This window comes from Armatimonas rosea (assembly GCF_014202505.1).
Taxonomy (GTDB): Bacteria; Armatimonadota; Armatimonadia; order Armatimonadales; family Armatimonadaceae; genus Armatimonas; species Armatimonas rosea.
In genome coordinates this window covers 859,173-877,039 of the sequence record NZ_JACHGW010000002.1, presented here as the reverse complement: position 1 = coordinate 877,039, position 17,867 = coordinate 859,173, and the positions used below count along the sequence as shown (strand labels likewise).

The window sequence follows — 17,867 nt, the reverse complement described above, 5'->3', positions numbered from 1 at the left end:
CTCATGGGCGGCACGCCCTTCGTAGCCGCAGGCTCTACAGTCCCCCCGCTCCAACCGGGGGGACAATCAGAGGGATCAGTTCCCCAGCTTGAGCACGGACATAAACGCCTCTTGCGGAATCTCGACATTGCCGAACTGCTTCATGCGCTTCTTGCCCTCTTTTTGCTTCTCCAGCAGCTTGCGCTTTCGGGAGATATCACCACCGTAGCACTTGGCAATGACGTTTTTGCGTAGCGCCGAGACACGCTCGGCGGCGATGATCTTGCCCCCGATCGCGGCCTGGAGCTTGATCTCAAACATCTGGCGCGGCAGGATCTCCTTGAGCTTCTCCACCAGCATCTTGCCACGCGGGAAGGCCTTGTCGCGGTGGACAATGAAGCTCAGCGCATCGACCGGATCGGCGTTTACCTGGACATCCACTTTCACCAGCGGGCTGGGGCTGTAGTCCGAGAGCTCGTAGTCGAAGCTGGCGTAGCCCTTGGTACGGCTCTTGAGCTGGTCGAAGAAGTCCATGATGATCTCGGCGAGCGGGAGCTTGTAGTAGAGCATCACACGACCCGGCGCGGGGTACTCCATGCGGTCTTGGATCCCCCGGCGCTCCCGGCCCATCTCCATCACCGCACCGACATAGTCCGTGGGGACGATAATAGTCGCATCGACATAGGGCTCCTCGGTGCGCTCGATGGTCGTGGTGGTGGGCCAGTTGGCGGGATTGTCGATCACCTCCATCGTGCCATCGGTCTTGTAGACATGGTAGATGACGCTCGGAGCGGTGGCCAGCAGCGCGAGGTTGAACTCTCGCTCTAGGCGCTCCTGGACAATCTCCATGTGCAGCAGCCCCAAGAAGCCGCAGCGGAAGCCAAAGCCCATCGCGGCGCTGCTCTCCGCCTCGAAGCTGAGCGCGGCATCGTTGAGCTGCATCTTGGAGAGCGCCTCGCGCAGGTTGGGGAAGTCGCTGGAGTCGTGCGGGTAGAGGCCACAGAAGACCATCGGCTTGGCAGGCCGGTAGCCCGGAAGCGCCTCGACCGCCTTGCCCTCGCGCCCGGCGACCGTGATGGTATCGCCGACACGGGCATCGGTGACGGACTTGATCGCGGCGTGGAAGTAGCCCGTGCCCCCCGCGCGGAGCAGCTCGGCGGGGCGCATGCGCGGCGCAAAGGTCCCCACCTCGCTCACCGGGAACTCCTTGCCCGTGGCGATAAAGTGCACCTTGTCGCCGGCCTTCAGAGTCCCATCCACAATGCGAACATAGGCCACCACCCCAAGGTAGCCATCGTAGTGGCTATCGAAGACCAGTGCGCGCAGGGGCTTGGTCGGATCACCTGCGGGCGGCGGGACCTTCTGCACCACGGCCTCCAGGATCTCCTCGATCCCAATCCCCTCTTTGGCGCTACAGGGAATCGCCTCGGTGGCATCGATCGCGAGGACACTCTCGATCTCCTCCGCAACCCGGTCCGGGTCGGCGGCGGGCAGGTCGATCTTGTTGATGACCGGGATGATCTCTAGGTTGGCGTTCATCGCGAGGTTGGCGTTGGCGAGGGTCTGCGCCTCCACTCCCTGCGCGGCATCCACAACTAAGAGCGCTCCTTCACAGGCATTGAGCGAGCGCGAGACCTCGTAGGTGAAGTCCACGTGACCGGGCGTGTCGATCAGGTTCAGCTCGTACTCAAGCCCATCTTTGGCGGTGTAGGCCATGCGGACCGCGGCCATCTTAATCGTGATGCCCCGCTCCCGCTCGATATCCATCTGGTCGAGGAGCTGCGCCTGCATGTCGCGTTTATCCACCGTGCCGGTGAACTCCAGCAGACGGTCAGCGAGCGTGGACTTTCCGTGGTCCACGTGGGCGATAATACAAAAGTTACGAATGCGATCCTGAGGAACTGCCATAGCCCTCTATTGTACCGCGTGTGCCGCCCCATGGAATGAGGCGTCTGCAGTGGCGTTCCGCCGCAAAGCCCGTGCCGGGCTACGATGTTTCAAAGATGCGATTCACTGCGTGTAACAGTTCCATAGGATTGAACGGTTTGGGAACTATTGCAGCAACGCGAAACCGCACTAAGGCTTCCGTGATTTGCTCAGCATGGGGAAGATGATTGTAAAGAGGGAGTGAGATTAAACAAATGGGAAGTGAATACAGAACAGGGTCGGTCTGAACTTTTTCGATCAGCTCCAAGCCATTGAGTTGAGGCATGACACCATCGGTGATGAGGAGATCAATCCCGCCTCGCTGAAGCCGCTCCCAGGCTTGTTGCCCATTCTCTGCCATCTCGACTCGATAGCCTGCCCGATCTAGGTGGACGCGAATTAAACCACGGACATGCGGTTCGTCTTCGGCAATGAGGATGGTTTTCACAAGAAAATTATAAGACAAAAAGCCCGTGCTCTCTCCCCCTTCGCTTGCCGGAGGGGGTCGCGCTCTCAGGCGCGGGGGGAGGTAAGCACGGGCGATTTTTTGTGGCTACTTCTTGACGCCTTCCAGATCGAGGCTAATCTCGACCTGCTCCCCAACTACCTGCGTGCCCTCGACCAGCGCGTTCCACACCAGACCGTAGTCCTTGCGGTTGATGGTAAAGCGTGCCTCGACTCCCGCGCGGGTCTCTTTCTGCATGCCCTTGACGGGATTCGAGACAGTAAACGGGAAGCTGATGACCTTGGTGACCCCGTGGATCGTGAGCTTGCCCGTGGCCTTGTAGCCCGCGCCCGCCTTCTCGATCTTGGTGCTGGTAAAGCTGAGCGTGGGGAACTTCTCGACATCGAAGAAATCGCCGCTACGCAGGTGCTTGTCGCGGGCCTCGTTGGCGGTGTCGATACTCTTGGCCTGCACCGTGAAGCTCACCGACGATTTCGCAAGGTTCTTGGGGTCAGCGGTCACGACTCCAGTGAAGTCGGTGAACTTCCCGCGGGTCTTGCCTGCACCGAGGTGGCGCACGGCAAACCCGATCTCACTATGGGCAACGTCCACGGTCCATGTTCCCGTGGGATCTAGCTGAAAAAATGGCATTGGAAAAAACTACCTCCGCTCTCTGATACAACCTGAGATCAGAATAGTTCCAATTGTTATCAATAGTTTTTATGGTAGAGTCTCGCCATGACGCTCAAGATCGCCGTTGTCGGCACGGGCAAGGTCGCCCGCAACAACTACCTTCCCTACCTAGCCAAGCAGCCCGATACAACGCTCCGCTACTTCTCCCGAACCCCAGAGCGCGCCGAGGACTGCGCCCGAGACTTTGGCGGCACCGTGTTTCCGTCGGTGGAGGCCCTCCTCGCCGACCAGCCCGATGCCGTGCTCGTCCTCACCCACGAGACCCAGCGCGCCGACGCAACCGAGGCGCTCCTGGCGGGCAGGCCCAAGCGCCTGTTCTTTGAGAAGCCCCTTGTCGCGAAAAACGGACAAGCGCATGTCTCGGAGGACGACTTTCTCCAGGCACGCTCGCTCCTCCAGCGCGCCGAAGCGATCGGGAGTGAGACCGCGATGGTATTTAACTACCGCTTCTTTGCGCAGACCCAGCGGGCACAAGCAATCCTGGCGGAGCGCGACTTTGGCAAGCTCACCCAGGCGAGCCTGCTGGTGAACTACGCCTGCTGGAGCCACTGTATCGACCTGCTGCAGCTCTTCGGCGGGCGCGCCGCGGAGGTCGCTGCGCTAGCAGGCACCACGGAGCATCAAGGCGCACTCGATCTCAGTGGAGCATTTCGCCTGGAGAACGGTGCGACCGGCACGGTTCTGGGCACCAGCGGCACAAAGTTCGACCACTCCCTCTACGAGCTGCACTTTGCCTTTGAGCGCGGGAGCCTGCACTTCTCGGACCTCGACGGTCCCCTAGAGATCTGGGACCATGCCACGCGCTACAAAGAGACCCACGGGCTGATCGGCAACCACTCGCGCTGGGACCAGTATCGGCTCTCGTTTGAAAAGTCTCTGGCGGCCTATCTAGAGTCGATTCGCCAAGGAGCTCCCCCGCCCATCCCCGGTCGGGCAGGCCTGGAGGAGCTCCAGTTCGAGGCCGCCCTGCGCCGCTCGGTCGCACTGCAGCGCCCCGTGCAGGTGCAAGAAGAGCTTGGCCTACTTCTTCCCGGTTGAGCCGGGGCGTGTGATGGGAATCGCAGCGAGCCAGTCCGGAACCTCGCCCTCGGGGTAGCTGACCACATCCATCGAGAGGGTCGCGGCCAGGGGGGCACCAAAGTCGAGCTTGCCCGCGCTCCGGTCTACTACCACCCCGACCCCACAGAGAGTCGCGCCAACACTCTCGACCAGCTCCATGCACTCGCGGATCGAGCCACCGGTCGTGAGCACGTCATCGACCACCAAGACGCGCTGGCCGGCCACCAGGTGCTCCGGGCGACGGAGCATGCGCTTGCCACCCTCGCCTTTCTCGCCGTAGGCTGCGGGAACCCCGAGCTGTTTTGCTACCTCGTAGGCCAGCAGGATCCCCAGCGTGGTCGGCCCGAGGACCACATCGGGCTTGGTGGCCGCGCAGCGCGCAGCGAGCACCTTGCAGAGGGTCTCGACATGCGGCGGGTAGCGCAGGACATGGAACTTCTCAAAGTACGTGTCGGAGTGGCGGCCACTGGTCAGGACAAAGTGCCCCTTGAGCAGCGCGCCACTCTCGGTAAAGATCTCAAGGACATCGTGATCGGTCATGCCCTCAAGTATACCGCTAGCGTGCCCCACGGAACCCCGCGGCGGAGACCGTAACGCCTCGGCCAGCCCCGACAAGAGCGGTCCCCGTTCGTGACAGGTTCGGCTTCATCAGCTCCTGCATGCTGGCTTGATGGCGAGCAGCCACTTGCTCTAGAGTCCAGTTAGGTGTGTCTGCACCAGGGATCTGATTAAACGCGAGCCGCCAAGCAAGAAACGTCATGAGGGGCTGCTCTCCCGCTCCAATAAAGGAGATCAAACGCGCTCCCTGCTGACCTGAGATCGCTTTTTCCTCAAAGGCAAGCCCAGAAAGGAAAGGGTCTATCGAAGGGCGTGTCTTCAAGGCAACCCCCATCGTGTTCCCCAACCCCTGACAAAACTCGGGGGCATTCACATGGACATGGCGCACACCAAAATCACTGATATCTTCCGGGAGCGCAAAGATCGAGTGGGACTGTCCTGGCATGAACTTAGCCTCGCCCGGACGCTGCGGTTCTGCCTCACCCACCTCAGCGGGCGCACCAGGGACTCTCTCGCCTGGCAAGGCAAGATGAATGGCGCGCTGGCTAGACTCCAAAAAGAGCTGATCCGCGAGCCGAATCCGTTTTAGTGGTGTCATCTCCAGCTCCAGCGGTGCGTATGTCTGAATGGTGCTCTGGTCCTGCGCCACCAGCCAGGTCATGTCTTTTGTATAAGCCGCCCGCAAAAACTCAATCTCGGTCAGCATGCGCTTGTTCTGTGAGGCGACGTAGCGCCCTGCATCTTCGACACGAACCCCTGCAACAGGATAATCCGGGTAGTGGTAGGGCCGGTTATTCAGGTTTTGCATGGTCTGGGGCAGAGCAGGCGGATATTTCTGATTGGCTGCCCAGGGAAACCACTCCCCATTCGTAACGGGGTTCACGTCGCAGTAGAAATCCGCGGTGCAGACAATGTCGGTGCCAAACGAGGTCATAAAACGACTAAAGTGCTGCCCCGAGAGGCGCACGGGGCCACCCGGAACCTTGACCATCGCGGACCCGGTGCTGGGAGGACGGTTTTGCGCCGCCTCGCGATCTGGGGCCAGCCCGACCTCGTTGACCATGTCGTGCCAGTAGCGCCAGGTGGAGAACTGGGTTGGCTTGCTCGCCTCCGTGATCATCCCCACCGCCGCCCCCGAGGCTTCGTCCACCACCAGCGCACCGGAGAGCAGCCCCACCGGGGGAGCACCCGCGGTGTACTCCAGCTGCGCCTGGTAGGAGTCGGCCCCTGCGGGTAGCTCACGACAGCGGGCACGGCACTTCTGGACCTCCAGAGTCTTCCCATCCGCAGCCAGAGTCGCCCACATCACCACCAGCGGTGTGTCTTTTTCCAGCTGGGTGCTACTGAGCAGCGGGACACTCCGCAGATGATGGTCGTTGACCTTGAGGAGCCGGTAGTCCGCACGCCGGGTCTCGCGGCGCATCGCGGCAACAATGGGAAAGGGGCCGACGCTTGTCTCGTTCTCGGCCTGGGTGACGACCACGCTGAGCGGCTCGTGGGCGAGCTGGGCACTCCAAGTCGCCTCCGGCACGACCAGAAACCCATCGCAGCGCACGACAAAAGCACTGACACGAGGACCATTTTCCTGGCGAACCACCACCAGCGCGTCCTCCGCCCTCCCCCGGTGCGTCTTCCACTTGCTGTAGGGCTCGGCCGTGTCCACATACGGCCCAAGCGGCAGACGATCGTGGCGCTTGGGCCGGAGCGCCTGTGCACCGGCCTTGGCATCCCCCAAGATCAACAAAGCGCCACTCAAGGCAACCAACAGGCCTAGGCCCGCACGAAGACGATCAAAAGCTCCACTTCTCATCAGCACACCTCATGCCAGTACCACGATTTAACGAGCTCCCCGAAATGAAAATGTCGTCACTTTCTTGTAGTCCACGACTATTTTCCAATGATAGTCCACGCCTACCGTCTCACGAATCGCATTATCAAAAATACTAGCGCCTCCATTTCCCAGTCGAACTTTTTCACGAGATAAAGGACTTGCTACGGCACCACCAAAATCGAATGGATACACAAACTCACCAAATTTTGTCATTCCATAATCATTAAGCCTATTCTTATTTTTTCGAAAATCATAATCTTTACCTTCAATCATAATTTGCAAATAAGAACCCAAACAATTCTTATACGGAGCCCCCGCCTTTAAAACATCAAAAAGGTCGTTCTCAATAATTAATGAACTGTATTTAGGATCATACACCATCCTTTTCGAATTAAATTCCCCGACGTAATTAATCCGCGACAGGAAAGAATCAGCCATTGAGGGCCTTATCTTTTCACATAAGACAATATTACGATTCCATCCAAGACATATCTCAGGCGCATTAAGGTGGACATTTCTTACACCAAAATCACTCTTGTCTTTTTCATAAAGATTCACAGGATGAGTACTATCTGGAACAGGTACTTGTTTAAATGCAGCCGTGCTTCGACCCTGGCTCCACTTAGTTTCGACATGTGCCAGTACAGCCCTTAGTATATCAGGGATAAAATTCTCTTCACGAAAATTATCATTTTTAAGACTTATATACTGATCTTCAAATTCCAATAATGAGTCGTAAGCATCAATTATTTCATAATCCATATCAATCAACCATTTCATTTCCTTTGTCCGTGAAGCTCGCATAAATTCAACTTCTGTCAGGAAACGTTTACTATGATCGGACAAGTAGTCCATCATATCTACCAGGCTAGCTCCTCCAACGGGAAACTGGGGGTGGTCAATAGGTTTATGGGTAAGGTTTGCCTCGGTTGCGAGCGGCTCGGTCGGGGTGGAGCGGGTCTTGCTCCAACCAAACCACTCCAAGTTCGTCACGGGGTTGATATCACAGTAAAAATCAGCCGTGCAGGCTACGTCCGTGCCAAAGCTCTTGATAAAGTCCTCGCACTGCTGCTCCTTTAGACGCACGGGACCACCAGTGACCTTCACCATCCGGGAGTCTTGCGTGGGGACTTTATTGAGCGCCGCCTCGCGATCCGGTGCCAGCCCGACCTGGTTTATCATGTCTCCCCAGTAGCGCCAGGTCGCAAACCGAGTGGGCTGAGTGCCCTCTGTGATCATTCCCACCGCCGCCTGCGATACCGCATCGATCACCACGGCCCCACTGGGGATGCGCTGCGGCACGCCCCCCTCGTAGATGAGAGTCGCCAGCTCGCCGCGGCGCGGATCCACCAGCTCTCCGTAGCGGGCCGTACACTGCTCCACCTGTAGTCCTCTTCCGTTAGGAGCCGGAGTTGCCCAGAGAACCCGTAGCGGCGCTCCGGTCTGGAGAGCCTCGGGGGCGAGGACCGGCAGGCTCCGTAGGTGGTGGTCGTTGACCTTGAGGAGCCGGTAGCTACAGCGCGAGCTCTTGCGTCGTAGTGCCGCAGAGATCGCAAAGGGCCCCGTGCTGGTCTCCCCCTCGGCCTGTGTCACCAGAGTATCCCCCTTCTTCTTGTCCATAAAGGCCTGCCACGCGGCCTCGGGGACAACTAAGAACCCGTCACAGCGCACCACAAACGCGCTGTAGGCTCCCCCCTCCTCCAGCTGCACCACCGCGAGGCACTCCTCGGGCGTCCCCCGGTGTTTCTTCCAGCCACTGTAGGGCGCGATCGTCTCGATATCAGGCTCTACTGGTCTTCTCTCAAGGTACGTGCTCCCTTTTACCGGTTTAGCTCCAGCGTTATACACCTGTGCCCCAGTAGGCAGACAGCTCCCCCAGAGAGCGATTAATCCCCCAAGCAAAGCCCTGAAACGTGTCATCGCACCCCTCCCAAGATCGAAAACCGAAGTCAGTGCTGCGCTAGCGGGCGCAGCGGAACCCAAGGTTACACTTTGAGGCAATATCTAAAACATAGTCGCCGATGGCTTTATTCTTTTGAGCGTCGAACCGTGGCCCCAGGCTTGCGAGCTCAAAATCCGGTGCCCCCGGCTTGGTCGGTTGGTCGTGGTCTTTCCCCCCAAACTGGGTCTTCCAGACCGCTGCCCAGATAATCGGGTTGTCCAGGCCCGCCCCCGCGACCGTCCCCCAGACCCCTCCGATCGCGGAGCCCGTGTCGGTGAGCAGGTTTCCCGCGAAGTAGACCTCACTTGTGAAGGGGTCTTGGCCCGCAGGAAGGAGCTTGGGCGCGATCGCGTAGTTGTTCGCCCAGCCCAGGCAGGCCTCCGGGACATTCATGGTCATGTCAAAGATCCCCAGGTCGCTCTTATCCTCCCCGATCGAGCCCGGCTCGTGGGGCTGGCCGGGGAGGCGCGCGATAAACTTCTGGTTGGTCTGCCGAATCCGCTCCAGGGTCTTGGCGAAGGCCTGGGTCAGGTCGAGGATCGAGCCCTGGAAGTCGGCCCCGTTGCGCAGTGCCTGTCCCGCCACACCCGGAGAGGCGGCGGTCTGCTCCCGTTTTGCCAGATCGCGCTGGACACGTAGCATCGCGGAGCTCTGTAGCTGCCCTTGTGCCGTGAGGATCGCGGCTCGTATCCCCTCGGCCTCGGCCTCAAGACGCTCCAGCCAGTCCAGGCTAGTGGTCTTGGCCGCAAGCATCCACTCGACTGTCGTGATGAGGCGCTTGTGGTGGAGGGCGGCGTAGTCCTTCATCTCGCCGGCGGTAGGGCCGGTCACCGGGAGCTTGGGATAGAGGGTGGGAGGAAAGCGCCGGTTGCGCGCATCCCAGCCCTCCGGCAGCGGCCGGTCCTTGCGCACCGAGAGAAACTCCTGCCACTCCCCGATAGTCACGAGGTACTTATCGCAGTAGAAATCCGGGGTGCAGGCGATTGCGGTCTGGTAGGTATTGACAAAGTCCTTGGCATCATAGACCACGGGACCACCGGGCACCTTCACCATCCCGGCGTCTTGCGGGTCTTTCCCCTGTGCGGCGTCCCGATCCGGGGCCAGCGCGACCTCGGCGCAGAGATCGCCAAAGAGCCGCGTGGTTGAGAACTCCGTGGGCCGCCGCCCCTCGGTGATCATCCCCAGGGCCGCCCCGGACTCTCGGTCCACCACCACTGCGCCACTGGGAATATCGGTGGGTGGCGCGCCCCCTTCGTAGGTGAGAGTCCCCAGGGTTCCGCGGACCTCCGTGGGCACACTGCTACAGACCGCCGGGACACTCCTCGCCTCCAGCTTCCCCCCCGCTCCCAGCACGCCCCAGACCACCTGGAGCGCGGTTCCCTTAGCTAGGTTCCACGATGCCAGCACGGGCAGGCAGCGCAGGTGGTGGTCGTTGAGCTTCACAAAGTGAAAGTCTTTCTGGCGGGACTTGTGCGGGTTGCGATGGCGCACGAGAAAGGGCCCGGTCTCGTCCTCGCCCTCGGCCTGGGTGACCAGCACCTGCACCGGCCGCTTCTCTCTGACCGCATCCCAGACCGGCTGGGGAACCATCAGGAAGCCATCGCAGCGCACCACCAGCCCCGAGTACCGTGTCCGGCTCCCTCCCTCGCCCTGCACCTCCACCAGCACCAGCGACTCCGCGGCGGTCCCTCGGTGGGTCTTCCAGTGGTCCGGGAACGGGGCATCGTCTTGCATCCACAGCTGCACCAGCTCCCAGTCCGAGAGGGTCGTTCGCTCCCGCTGCGGCGCCGGAGTCAGGTCTGTAGACTCCTCTTTACGGTAGTTCTTCGCCACCCCATTGAGGACCGCCTTGGTCCCACTGCCCGGCTGCTTTCCCGGCTGCCGGTTGGGTAGTGCCCGGCGCTGCGCACTATTGAGCAGGTAGGGGTTGTTAAAGTTTTGGAGCCCTCCTGCCTGAGCCTGCACCTTTGCAGACGGCAAGATCGCTGCCACCAGAGAGAGTAACAATGTCCACCACAGTAAACGCCTCATTGCTAGGGCCTCCTAAGTGTGAGAATTATATCAAGGAACGCAGGTTTCGCCAGCAAGGTTACGTTAAAATAACAGCGAGATGATTCAAGACATTTTTGTCCCCCTGGAGCCGTCGCAGGTGAAGCTCACAGGCTGGCTCGGTAAGCGCGTCGCGGTCAATGAAGCAACACGGCTTCGCAATGTGGACCTCACTCCCCTCCTGGCGGGCTACAAGCAGCGCCCCGGTAGCCACCCCTGGATCGGGGAGCATATCGGCAAGTGGCTGCACGCCTCCACGCTCGCCTGGCAAAACACCGGCGACAGTGCGCTCAAGGCAAAGCTGGCGGGAGCCGTGGCGGAGCTGATCGCCTGCCAGGAGCCCGACGGCTACCTGGGAACCTATGTCAAGGAGAAGCGCTTCGGGCTCTTCCCCGGCGCAGACTGGGATGTCTGGAGCCATAAGTACTGCCTGCTGGGCCTGCTGACGTGGTGGCACTACACCAAGGACGCCGCCGCGCTGGCCTGCTGCGAGCGCATGGGCGACCTGCTCTGCGCGACCTTTGGCACAGGGCCAGGGCAGAAGAGTATTATCAGCGCCGGAACCCACATGGGCATGGCCGCCACGAGTATCCTAGAGCCAATGGTGCTGCTCGCCCGCGCTAGCAAGAAGAAGAAGTACCTGGAGTTCTGCCGCTACATGGTCGATGTGGCCTGGGAGGAGCCACGCGGCCCTAAGATTCTCTCGACCCTCACCGCAACCGGCAAGGTCAATAAAACCGCCAACGGCAAGGCCTACGAGATGCTCTCCAACCTGGTCGGGCTGTGCGAGCTCTACCGGGAGACGGGCGAGAAGCGCTATTTGGTCCCGGCCCTGCGCGCCTGGGACGATATAGTCGCCAACCAGCTCTATCTCACCGGGACAATGAGCTACGGCGAGCACTTCCACGACGACCACGCGCTGCCCAACACACCGAGGAGCAGTATCGGGGAGACCTGCGTCACCGTGACCTGGCTCCAGCTCAACTGGCAGCTCCTGCGGCTCACCGGGGATGGCAAGTACGCCGACCAGATCGAGCGCTCGCAGTACAACCACCTCGCCGCCGCCCAGCGCCCCGATGGCGCACAGTGGTGCTACTACACCGCCCTGGAAGGCACCAAGCCCTACGGCCCCGGCATCAACTGCTGTGTTAGCTCCGGGCCGCGCGGCATGGCCCTCGCCCCCCAGAGTGTCTGCTTCCTCGCCGATAATGGCAAGACCATCGTGGTCACGTCGCAAGACAGCTTCGAGGCGACCGTCACCATCGAGGGCGTGAAGGTTAAAGTAACCCAGAAAAGCTCCCTGCCCAGCTCCGGCAAGCTCACCACGCAGTACGCGTCAGAGCGCCCTGTCCGCTTCAACATCCGCCAGCGCCTCGCCCCCTGGAACGACAAGCTCAGCGAGCTACGCAAGGCTCCGAAAAGTCGCACGAACGATGGGGTCTTTCAAGTCCACGGCGACTGGATGGAGCTCACTGCCTCGCCCAAGAAGCCCGATCCAAACCGCTTCCGGGGTAGCCTTGACTGGACCCTGCCCCTCACGTTCTCAACCAAGACCATCGAAGGCAGCTTCACCAACACAGGCCGCAAGGCCAAGACTCTAGGGCCCTTTGTACTCGCCACCCAGAACGGCAAGGAGCTTCTCTTCGCCGAGGCGGGAGCCAAGGGCGAGAAGTACCAGATCTGGTCTCCCCTGCCTGTGGGAGCCGGGGGGCCCGAGGAAGACCGGAGCCGCCTAGGCAACGCCGATGGCTCGATCTGCGACGGCGACCCCAAGAGCATTGTGGTGACCTTCGATGGCTCCAAGCAGCCCTTGGACTGGTTTAGTCTGAGCTATCCCAAGCCACAGACCGCCACCAAGCTCACCTACTGCCACGGGCGTAGCTACCACGACGGCGGCTGGTTTGATGCATCGGAGAGGAAGCCCTGGATCGAGGTCCAGCGTAGCAAAGACGGCCCCTGGGAAAGACTCGGGGAGCTGGCAGGCTACCCGGCGACCACCGCCACCAACTCCCAAGGCCTGCGCGAGGGCCAGCCCTTCACGCTCACCCTCCCGGCTCCCACGACCTTTGTGGGCGTCCGCGTTGTCGGCAAGCCCGCGTGCGGCGACAACCCCGACCAAGCCTTTAGCTCCTGCGGCGAGCTGAGTATCGGGTAGTCCCGCCCGTTGGAGGGGCGGGACTGGAGAGCGCTTCGCGCGGCGAAGGGCGTGCCGCCCATGGGAATTTGTATGGCCGGAACGGCCTTTGCAGCGGAGCCTGCGACGCTCTCCAGTCCCCCCGCTCCAACCGGGGGGATCCAAAGGAAAAGAAAATGATCGCGTGTCTTGGGGTAATAGTCGCGGATGTGGTTGCCAAGCCGGTGGATGCGCTCCCGGAGCGGGGCACCCTGGAGCTGATCGAGCGGGTCGAGCTGCATATCGGAGGCAATGCCGCTAACTCCGCCGCGGTGATCGCCAAGCTCGGGCTCCCAGTTCAGCTCGTGGGCAAGGTGGGCGATGATAACTTCGGGGCGTTTCTGACGGGGGCGCTGGAGCGGCTGGGAGTCGGTACCCGCGCGGTCGCACGCGATCCCCATGCCCCGACCTCGACCTCGCTCGTGACGGTCCACTCCGATGCGGAGCGCTCGTTTCTCCACGCCGCCGGGGCCAATGCGACCTTTACAGAGAGAGACATGAGCTGGGACGCGCTAGAGGGCACGCGGTTTCTCCATGTCGCCGGGCTCCAGCTCATGACGGCCCTGGAAGGCGCGCCTGTCGGCAGGCTCCTCGCCGAGGCGCAGCGGCGCGGCGTCACCACGACACTCGACACAGTCATGAACCCACGCTCCGCCGGCTGGGCCGGGCTCGCCCCCGCCCTCCCCCACCTAGACTGGTTTGTGCCGTCGGTGGACGAGCTCACGCAGCTCTGTGGCGAGCGCTCCCTGGAGGCGCAGCTCGCAGCCTGCCGCGCGGTCAATCCCCGGCTGAACCTCGTGGTCAAGGTCGGCGGCGAGGGCTGCTGGGTGGCCGAGTCAGGAAAAGCCCCCATTCTTGTTCCCGCCGAGCCCGATACCACGGTTGTCGATACCCTCGGTGCCGGCGATGCCTGGTGCGGCGGCTTTCTGGTCGGGCTTGCGCAGGGAGACACGCCGCTTGTAGCAGCAACACTCGCCAATCGCGTCGGAGCGGCGTGTGTCCAGGCACTAGGCGCTACCACGGGAATCCAGCACAAGAGCACCTACGAAAAGAACCGTTCATAAAAACAAAGCGCGTGCCAATAATAAAAACCTGTCAATAACCCTATATTGACAGAGATTCTATGGCTCTTTTGTCGTCACCTACTGTCCCCCTCACGCAGGATGCTCCCCTACAGGACCTGCTGGAGCGCGCACGTTGCCTCTTTTGGCAGTCACTCGTTGTCGAGTGCCCCCTAGAGCAGCTCTATCCCGATGCCCGCGTCTTTCACCCGGAGCGCGGAACCGGGCTCCACTGGCGGGGGGATTTTCTGAATGCCGAGGGGCTCCCAAGCTGGCTCCCTCTTGCCCGCAACGACAGCGAGACCCTCGCCAATGCCTTCCAGCGTGCCCTCCTCCGTGAGGACAGCCAGAGGCGGGACGCCACCGCGCACCAGGCCCTGCACGCCCAGCAGTCCCACTACGATACGGAGTTCCGTGTCCGGCTAGCGACAGGGGAGCTCCGCTGGCTCCATGAGGAGGTCCATATCCAGCCCCTCGCCGCCGGTCACTGGCGCCTCACAGGAATCTGCACGGATATCACCTCGCTACGGAGCACCTCCACGCAGCTTGTCCGTCTTATCCAGGAAGGCGGGGTCTTGCTCTGGGAGGGACATGCCTATCGCCAGCCCGACAGTAGCCTTGTCTGGCATAAGGCGTTCCAGGAAGAGACCGTCAGCCGCCAGCAGTTCCCCCTCCCCGGCGAGCCCACGACCTACGCCCGGGACTTCTTTCTCGCCCGCTCCGAAGACGACCAGCAGCGCTGCACCGCTAATATGCAGGCCGCACTGGAGCAGGGCCTGAAGCACTTCTCCCAGCAGTTTCAGGTCACCCTCCGCGATGGCACGGTGAGCTGGTTCACGGAGAATGTCCATATCGAGCCCCAGCGCGACGGTGTCTGGCAGCTGAGCGGGGTCTGCCACGAGATCACGGCCCTCAAGAGCTACGAGGCCAATATCCGCCAGCTCGTCGGGAGCATCCGGTGCCTGCTGGGCTCGGTGATTATCGAGCGCAAGCCGATCCCCCACGACGATCCCTTCCAGCAGAAGCTCGCCGCGTACCAGGGGATGACCGAGACGGGAGAGTTCTACGAGTTTATCAACTACACCGTCCTGGAAGAAGAGGCGGTGCGCCGCTGGATTCCCATTGCCTGGGCTAGCCCTAGCCTCACCGGACGCCAGCTCTTTCTCGCCCGGCTCCCCGAGGATCAGATGCGGACAATCAACGACATGGTGCGCACGATCCAAAATGGCGAGAAGCGCTGCCTCTCGGAGTACCGTATCCGCCTCGCCAGCGGCGAGCTCCGCTGGATGCGCGACCAGATGGAGCTCACGGTGGAGAGCGCCAACCGCTGGCGGATGAGCGGCTTTACCATCGACATCACCCAGGAGAAGCAAGACCAGGAGCGCCTGCACTACCAAGCCCACCACGACATGCTCACCGGGCTTCCCAATCGCCTTGCCTTCCAAGAGACACTGGAGCAGTGGCGGCAGTCGGAGCAGGGGGCGAGCCTGATGATCCTGGACCTGGACAACTTCAAGCACATCAACGACAATGTCGGGCATCCGGTGGGGGACGCGGTACTGATCGAGGTGGCACGCCGACTGGAGCGCTGTGTCCACGACGGTCTCGTGGCTCGGCTGGGCGGCGATGAGTTTACGATTGTCCTCCCCGGGATGCCCCCCTTCGAGGCACTCCAGGCGCAGGCGGACCAGATCGCCGAGGCACTGGCAGCCCCCCTCGCGGTCGGGCAGAACACCTTTGCAATCACCGCCAGTATAGGGATCGTCCGGGGGAGCGGCCTCACCCACACGGAGTACCTACGCAACGCGGACCTGGCGCTCTACGAGGCGAAAGAGCAAGGACGTGCCCGCAGTGCGTTCTACACCCAGACTCTCCAGCAGAGTGCGCACGAGCGCTTTGAGCTCGAGAGCGCACTGCGGCTCGCCCTGGAGACGGACCAGCTCACCCTCTGGTACCAGCCTCTCATTGATCTCGAAACAGGCACGCTCCTGAGCCTCGAAGGGCTCGCACGCTGGACCCACCCGACCCTGGGCTCGATCTCCCCCACACGCTTTATCCCCATCGCGGAGCAGTCCGGCCTGATCGCGCCGCTGGGGCGCAAGCTCTTCACGGTGGCCTGTGCCCAGCTGGCACGCTGGCAGCGAACCCTCCCAGGACTGCGCCTGTCTGTCAACCTCTCCGGCGTGGAGCTCAAGAGCCAGAGCCTGACGGAGGACTTGGCCGCGACTCTCAAGCGCTTTGGGATCGCCGCCGAGGACATCACCCTCGAGATCACCGAGAGCGTGACGATGACCAGCTCGGGGGGCCAGCTCCCGCTCCTGGATCGCCTCAGCACACAGGGGTTCCGGCTCGCAATCGATGACTTCGGCACCGGGTACTCGTCGATGGCCTACCTGACCCAGCTCCCGGTCCAAGAGCTCAAGGTCGACCGCTCGTTTGTCCGGCACCTGGATAGGCTCGCCCACGACAACCAGGAGATCATCCGGGCGGTTGTCGGACTGGCACGCGCACTCCAGCTGGAGGTAATCGCCGAGGGAATCGAGACCGAGGCACAGCAAAGAATTGTCCATGCTCTGGGTGTCCAGATTGGCCAAGGCTACCTCTTCGCACGGCCCTGCCCCGCTCAGGAGATCGAGGCACGCTTTCTCCGCACCTCGCCCCCCGTCCTCGCACGCGCCGCCTAGCGGGAAGGAATGGCCTCCCTCCGCGCCGAACCTTGGGACGGAGGATTCTCAGACGTGAGCCAATCAATGACGCGACGTGGGCTGCTTGCTGGAGCAACCACGGGATTTTTTATGACGGGACTGCCTGCCTGGGCCGAGAGCGCCGAGTTTCAAGAGCAGACCATCCCCACTCCCCGCCGGACCATCGGTCCCAACGATAAGATTCGCATGGGCCTGATCGGGGCGGGCGGTAGCAAGGGTGGCTTCCGCCAGGGCCTAGGCGATATGCGCGGGATCGGCAGCAAGGCCGGGGTGGAGGTTGTGGCGGTCTGCGACGTGGACCTGACCCACCTGGAGGAAGCGGCCAATGTCTTCGGCGGCGCTGCCAAGGGGATCGCCAAGTATGTCGATTTCCGCTACCTGCTGGACCGCCAAGACATTGATGCGGTCGTCATTGGCACCCCGGATCACTGGCACGCAATTGTCGCCAGCATGGCCATGAAGGCGGGCAAGGATGTCTACTGCGAGAAGCCGATGACCCTGAAGCTGGCCGAGGGCAAGGAGCTGGTCAAGATCGCCCGCAAGCAGAACACGGTGTTCCAGACGGGAAGCCAGCAGCGCTCCGATGCCCGCTTCCGCCTCGCCTGTGAGCTGGTCCGCAACGGGCGCCTAGGCAAGCTCAAGAAAGTGGTCGCGCACCTGCCCGGTGGCCGCGAGCAAGGCCCCTTCGAGGTACAGCCCGTCCCCGAGGACCTGCTCTACGACATGTGGCAAGGCCCCGCCCCGGAGCGCCCCTATGTCAAGGACCGCGTGCACGGCAACTTCCGCTACTGGTTTGAGTACAGCGGCGGCATGATGACCGACTGGGGTGCCCACCACCTGGATATCTCCCAGTGGGGCCTCGGCCGCGACGGCGATGGGCCGGTGAAGGTCAGCGCCAAGGCCACGGTTCCGAAAGAGGACCCGACCCTCTGCTCCTACACTACCGCGGTGAACTTCGAGGTAACCTATACCTACGCCGATGGCGTGGAGCTGATCGCGAGCAGCCAGGGCGAGAACGGGGTGCACTTCTACGGCGAGAACGGGAGCTGGATCTTTGTCAGCCGGGGCCGGATCGGGGCCAGCGACGAGAAGCTCATCACCGAGCCCCTGCCCGCCAACGCCAAGCGGCTCTATGTCTCCAACAACCACCACCAGAACTTTGTCGACTGTATCCGCAGCCGCCAGCGCCCGATCTGCGATGTGGAGATTGGCCACCGCAGCGTGAGTGTCTGCCACCTTGGGAATATCTGTATCCGCCTCGGCGGCGGCGAGCTGCTCTGGAACCCCAAGAAAGAGGAGTTTGTCGGCGGCGAGAAGATGAAAGAGGCCAACGCCCTGCGCTCCTACCGCTACCGCGGCGGCTGGACTCTCTAGTCTCGCTCCCATGAACGGGAGCGTCTTGCTGTCCTCGTGCCTCGGACACAAAGGGCGCTTCGCGCCCATGGC

12 protein-coding genes are annotated in these 17,867 nt (G+C 61.9%); 5 read left to right on the top strand and 7 right to left on the bottom strand.

Going from position 1 to position 17,867, the window contains the following annotated elements; genetic code table 11:
* Window positions 1-75: 75 nt before the first annotated feature.
* The 3 genes from lepA to HNQ39_RS11855 form a co-directional block, all read right to left on the bottom strand.
* Window positions 76-1,887 (bottom strand): translation elongation factor 4, encoded by a 1,812-nt coding sequence (gene lepA / locus HNQ39_RS11865; protein ID WP_184195872.1) that lies wholly within the window; start codon window positions 1,885-1,887, stop codon window positions 76-78.
* A 79-nt stretch (window positions 1,888-1,966) separates the two neighbouring features.
* Complete coding sequence (locus tag HNQ39_RS11860; RefSeq protein WP_184195869.1) at window positions 1,967-2,353, bottom strand: response regulator; 387 nt, start codon at window positions 2,351-2,353, stop codon at window positions 1,967-1,969.
* A 105-nt stretch (window positions 2,354-2,458) separates the two neighbouring features.
* On the bottom strand, window positions 2,459-3,001 hold the full coding sequence (locus HNQ39_RS11855; RefSeq protein ID WP_184195866.1) for a YceI family protein: 543 nt from the start codon (window positions 2,999-3,001) through the stop codon (window positions 2,459-2,461).
* A gap of 87 nt (window positions 3,002-3,088) precedes the next feature.
* On the opposite strand from HNQ39_RS11855, the gene HNQ39_RS11850 reads away from it, so the two are divergent.
* The gene (locus HNQ39_RS11850) at window positions 3,089-4,081 is read left to right on the top strand and encodes a Gfo/Idh/MocA family protein (protein ID WP_184195863.1); all 993 of its coding nucleotides are present in this window, start codon (window positions 3,089-3,091) and stop codon (window positions 4,079-4,081) included.
* Here the strand turns inward: HNQ39_RS11850 and pyrE are convergent.
* From pyrE to HNQ39_RS11830, 4 genes are all read right to left on the bottom strand, one after another.
* The gene (pyrE, locus tag HNQ39_RS11845) at window positions 4,064-4,642 is read right to left on the bottom strand and encodes an orotate phosphoribosyltransferase (protein ID WP_184195860.1); all 579 of its coding nucleotides are present in this window, start codon (window positions 4,640-4,642) and stop codon (window positions 4,064-4,066) included. The two genes, HNQ39_RS11850 and pyrE, sit on opposite strands and share 18 nt — an antisense overlap.
* Before the next feature lie 16 nt (window positions 4,643-4,658).
* Window positions 4,659-6,470 (bottom strand): SUMF1/EgtB/PvdO family nonheme iron enzyme, encoded by a 1,812-nt coding sequence (locus HNQ39_RS11840; RefSeq protein ID WP_184195857.1) that lies wholly within the window; start codon window positions 6,468-6,470, stop codon window positions 4,659-4,661.
* Window positions 6,471-6,497: 27 nt separating this feature from the next.
* Window positions 6,498-8,204 (bottom strand): hypothetical protein, encoded by a 1,707-nt coding sequence (locus tag HNQ39_RS11835; protein ID WP_184195854.1) that lies wholly within the window; start codon window positions 8,202-8,204, stop codon window positions 6,498-6,500.
* 247 nt (window positions 8,205-8,451) lie between these two features.
* Window positions 8,452-10,464: an SUMF1/EgtB/PvdO family nonheme iron enzyme gene (locus HNQ39_RS11830; protein ID WP_184195850.1), complete on the bottom strand. Its 2,013-nt coding sequence runs from the start codon at window positions 10,462-10,464 to the stop codon at window positions 8,452-8,454.
* Between the two features lie 79 nt (window positions 10,465-10,543).
* Between HNQ39_RS11830 and HNQ39_RS11825 the strand changes: the two genes are divergently transcribed.
* The 4 genes from HNQ39_RS11825 (at window position 10,544) to HNQ39_RS11810 (ending at window position 17,795) form a co-directional block, all read left to right on the top strand.
* Window positions 10,544-12,637, top strand: a complete 2,094-nt coding sequence (locus HNQ39_RS11825) for a beta-L-arabinofuranosidase domain-containing protein (RefSeq protein ID WP_184195847.1) — start codon at window positions 10,544-10,546, stop codon at window positions 12,635-12,637.
* A 155-nt stretch (window positions 12,638-12,792) separates the two neighbouring features.
* Window positions 12,793-13,719: a carbohydrate kinase family protein gene (locus tag HNQ39_RS11820; protein ID WP_184195844.1), complete on the top strand. Its 927-nt coding sequence runs from the start codon at window positions 12,793-12,795 to the stop codon at window positions 13,717-13,719.
* Between the two features lie 59 nt (window positions 13,720-13,778).
* Window positions 13,779-16,400, top strand: coding sequence for a sensor domain-containing protein (locus HNQ39_RS11815; RefSeq protein WP_184195842.1), 2,622 nt, complete (start codon window positions 13,779-13,781; stop codon window positions 16,398-16,400).
* Window positions 16,401-16,454: 54 nt separating this feature from the next.
* A complete protein-coding gene (locus tag HNQ39_RS11810) occupies window positions 16,455-17,795 on the top strand; it encodes a Gfo/Idh/MocA family oxidoreductase (protein WP_184195839.1) in 1,341 nt (446 codons plus the stop codon).
* The last annotated feature ends 72 nt before the right edge of the window (window positions 17,796-17,867 follow it).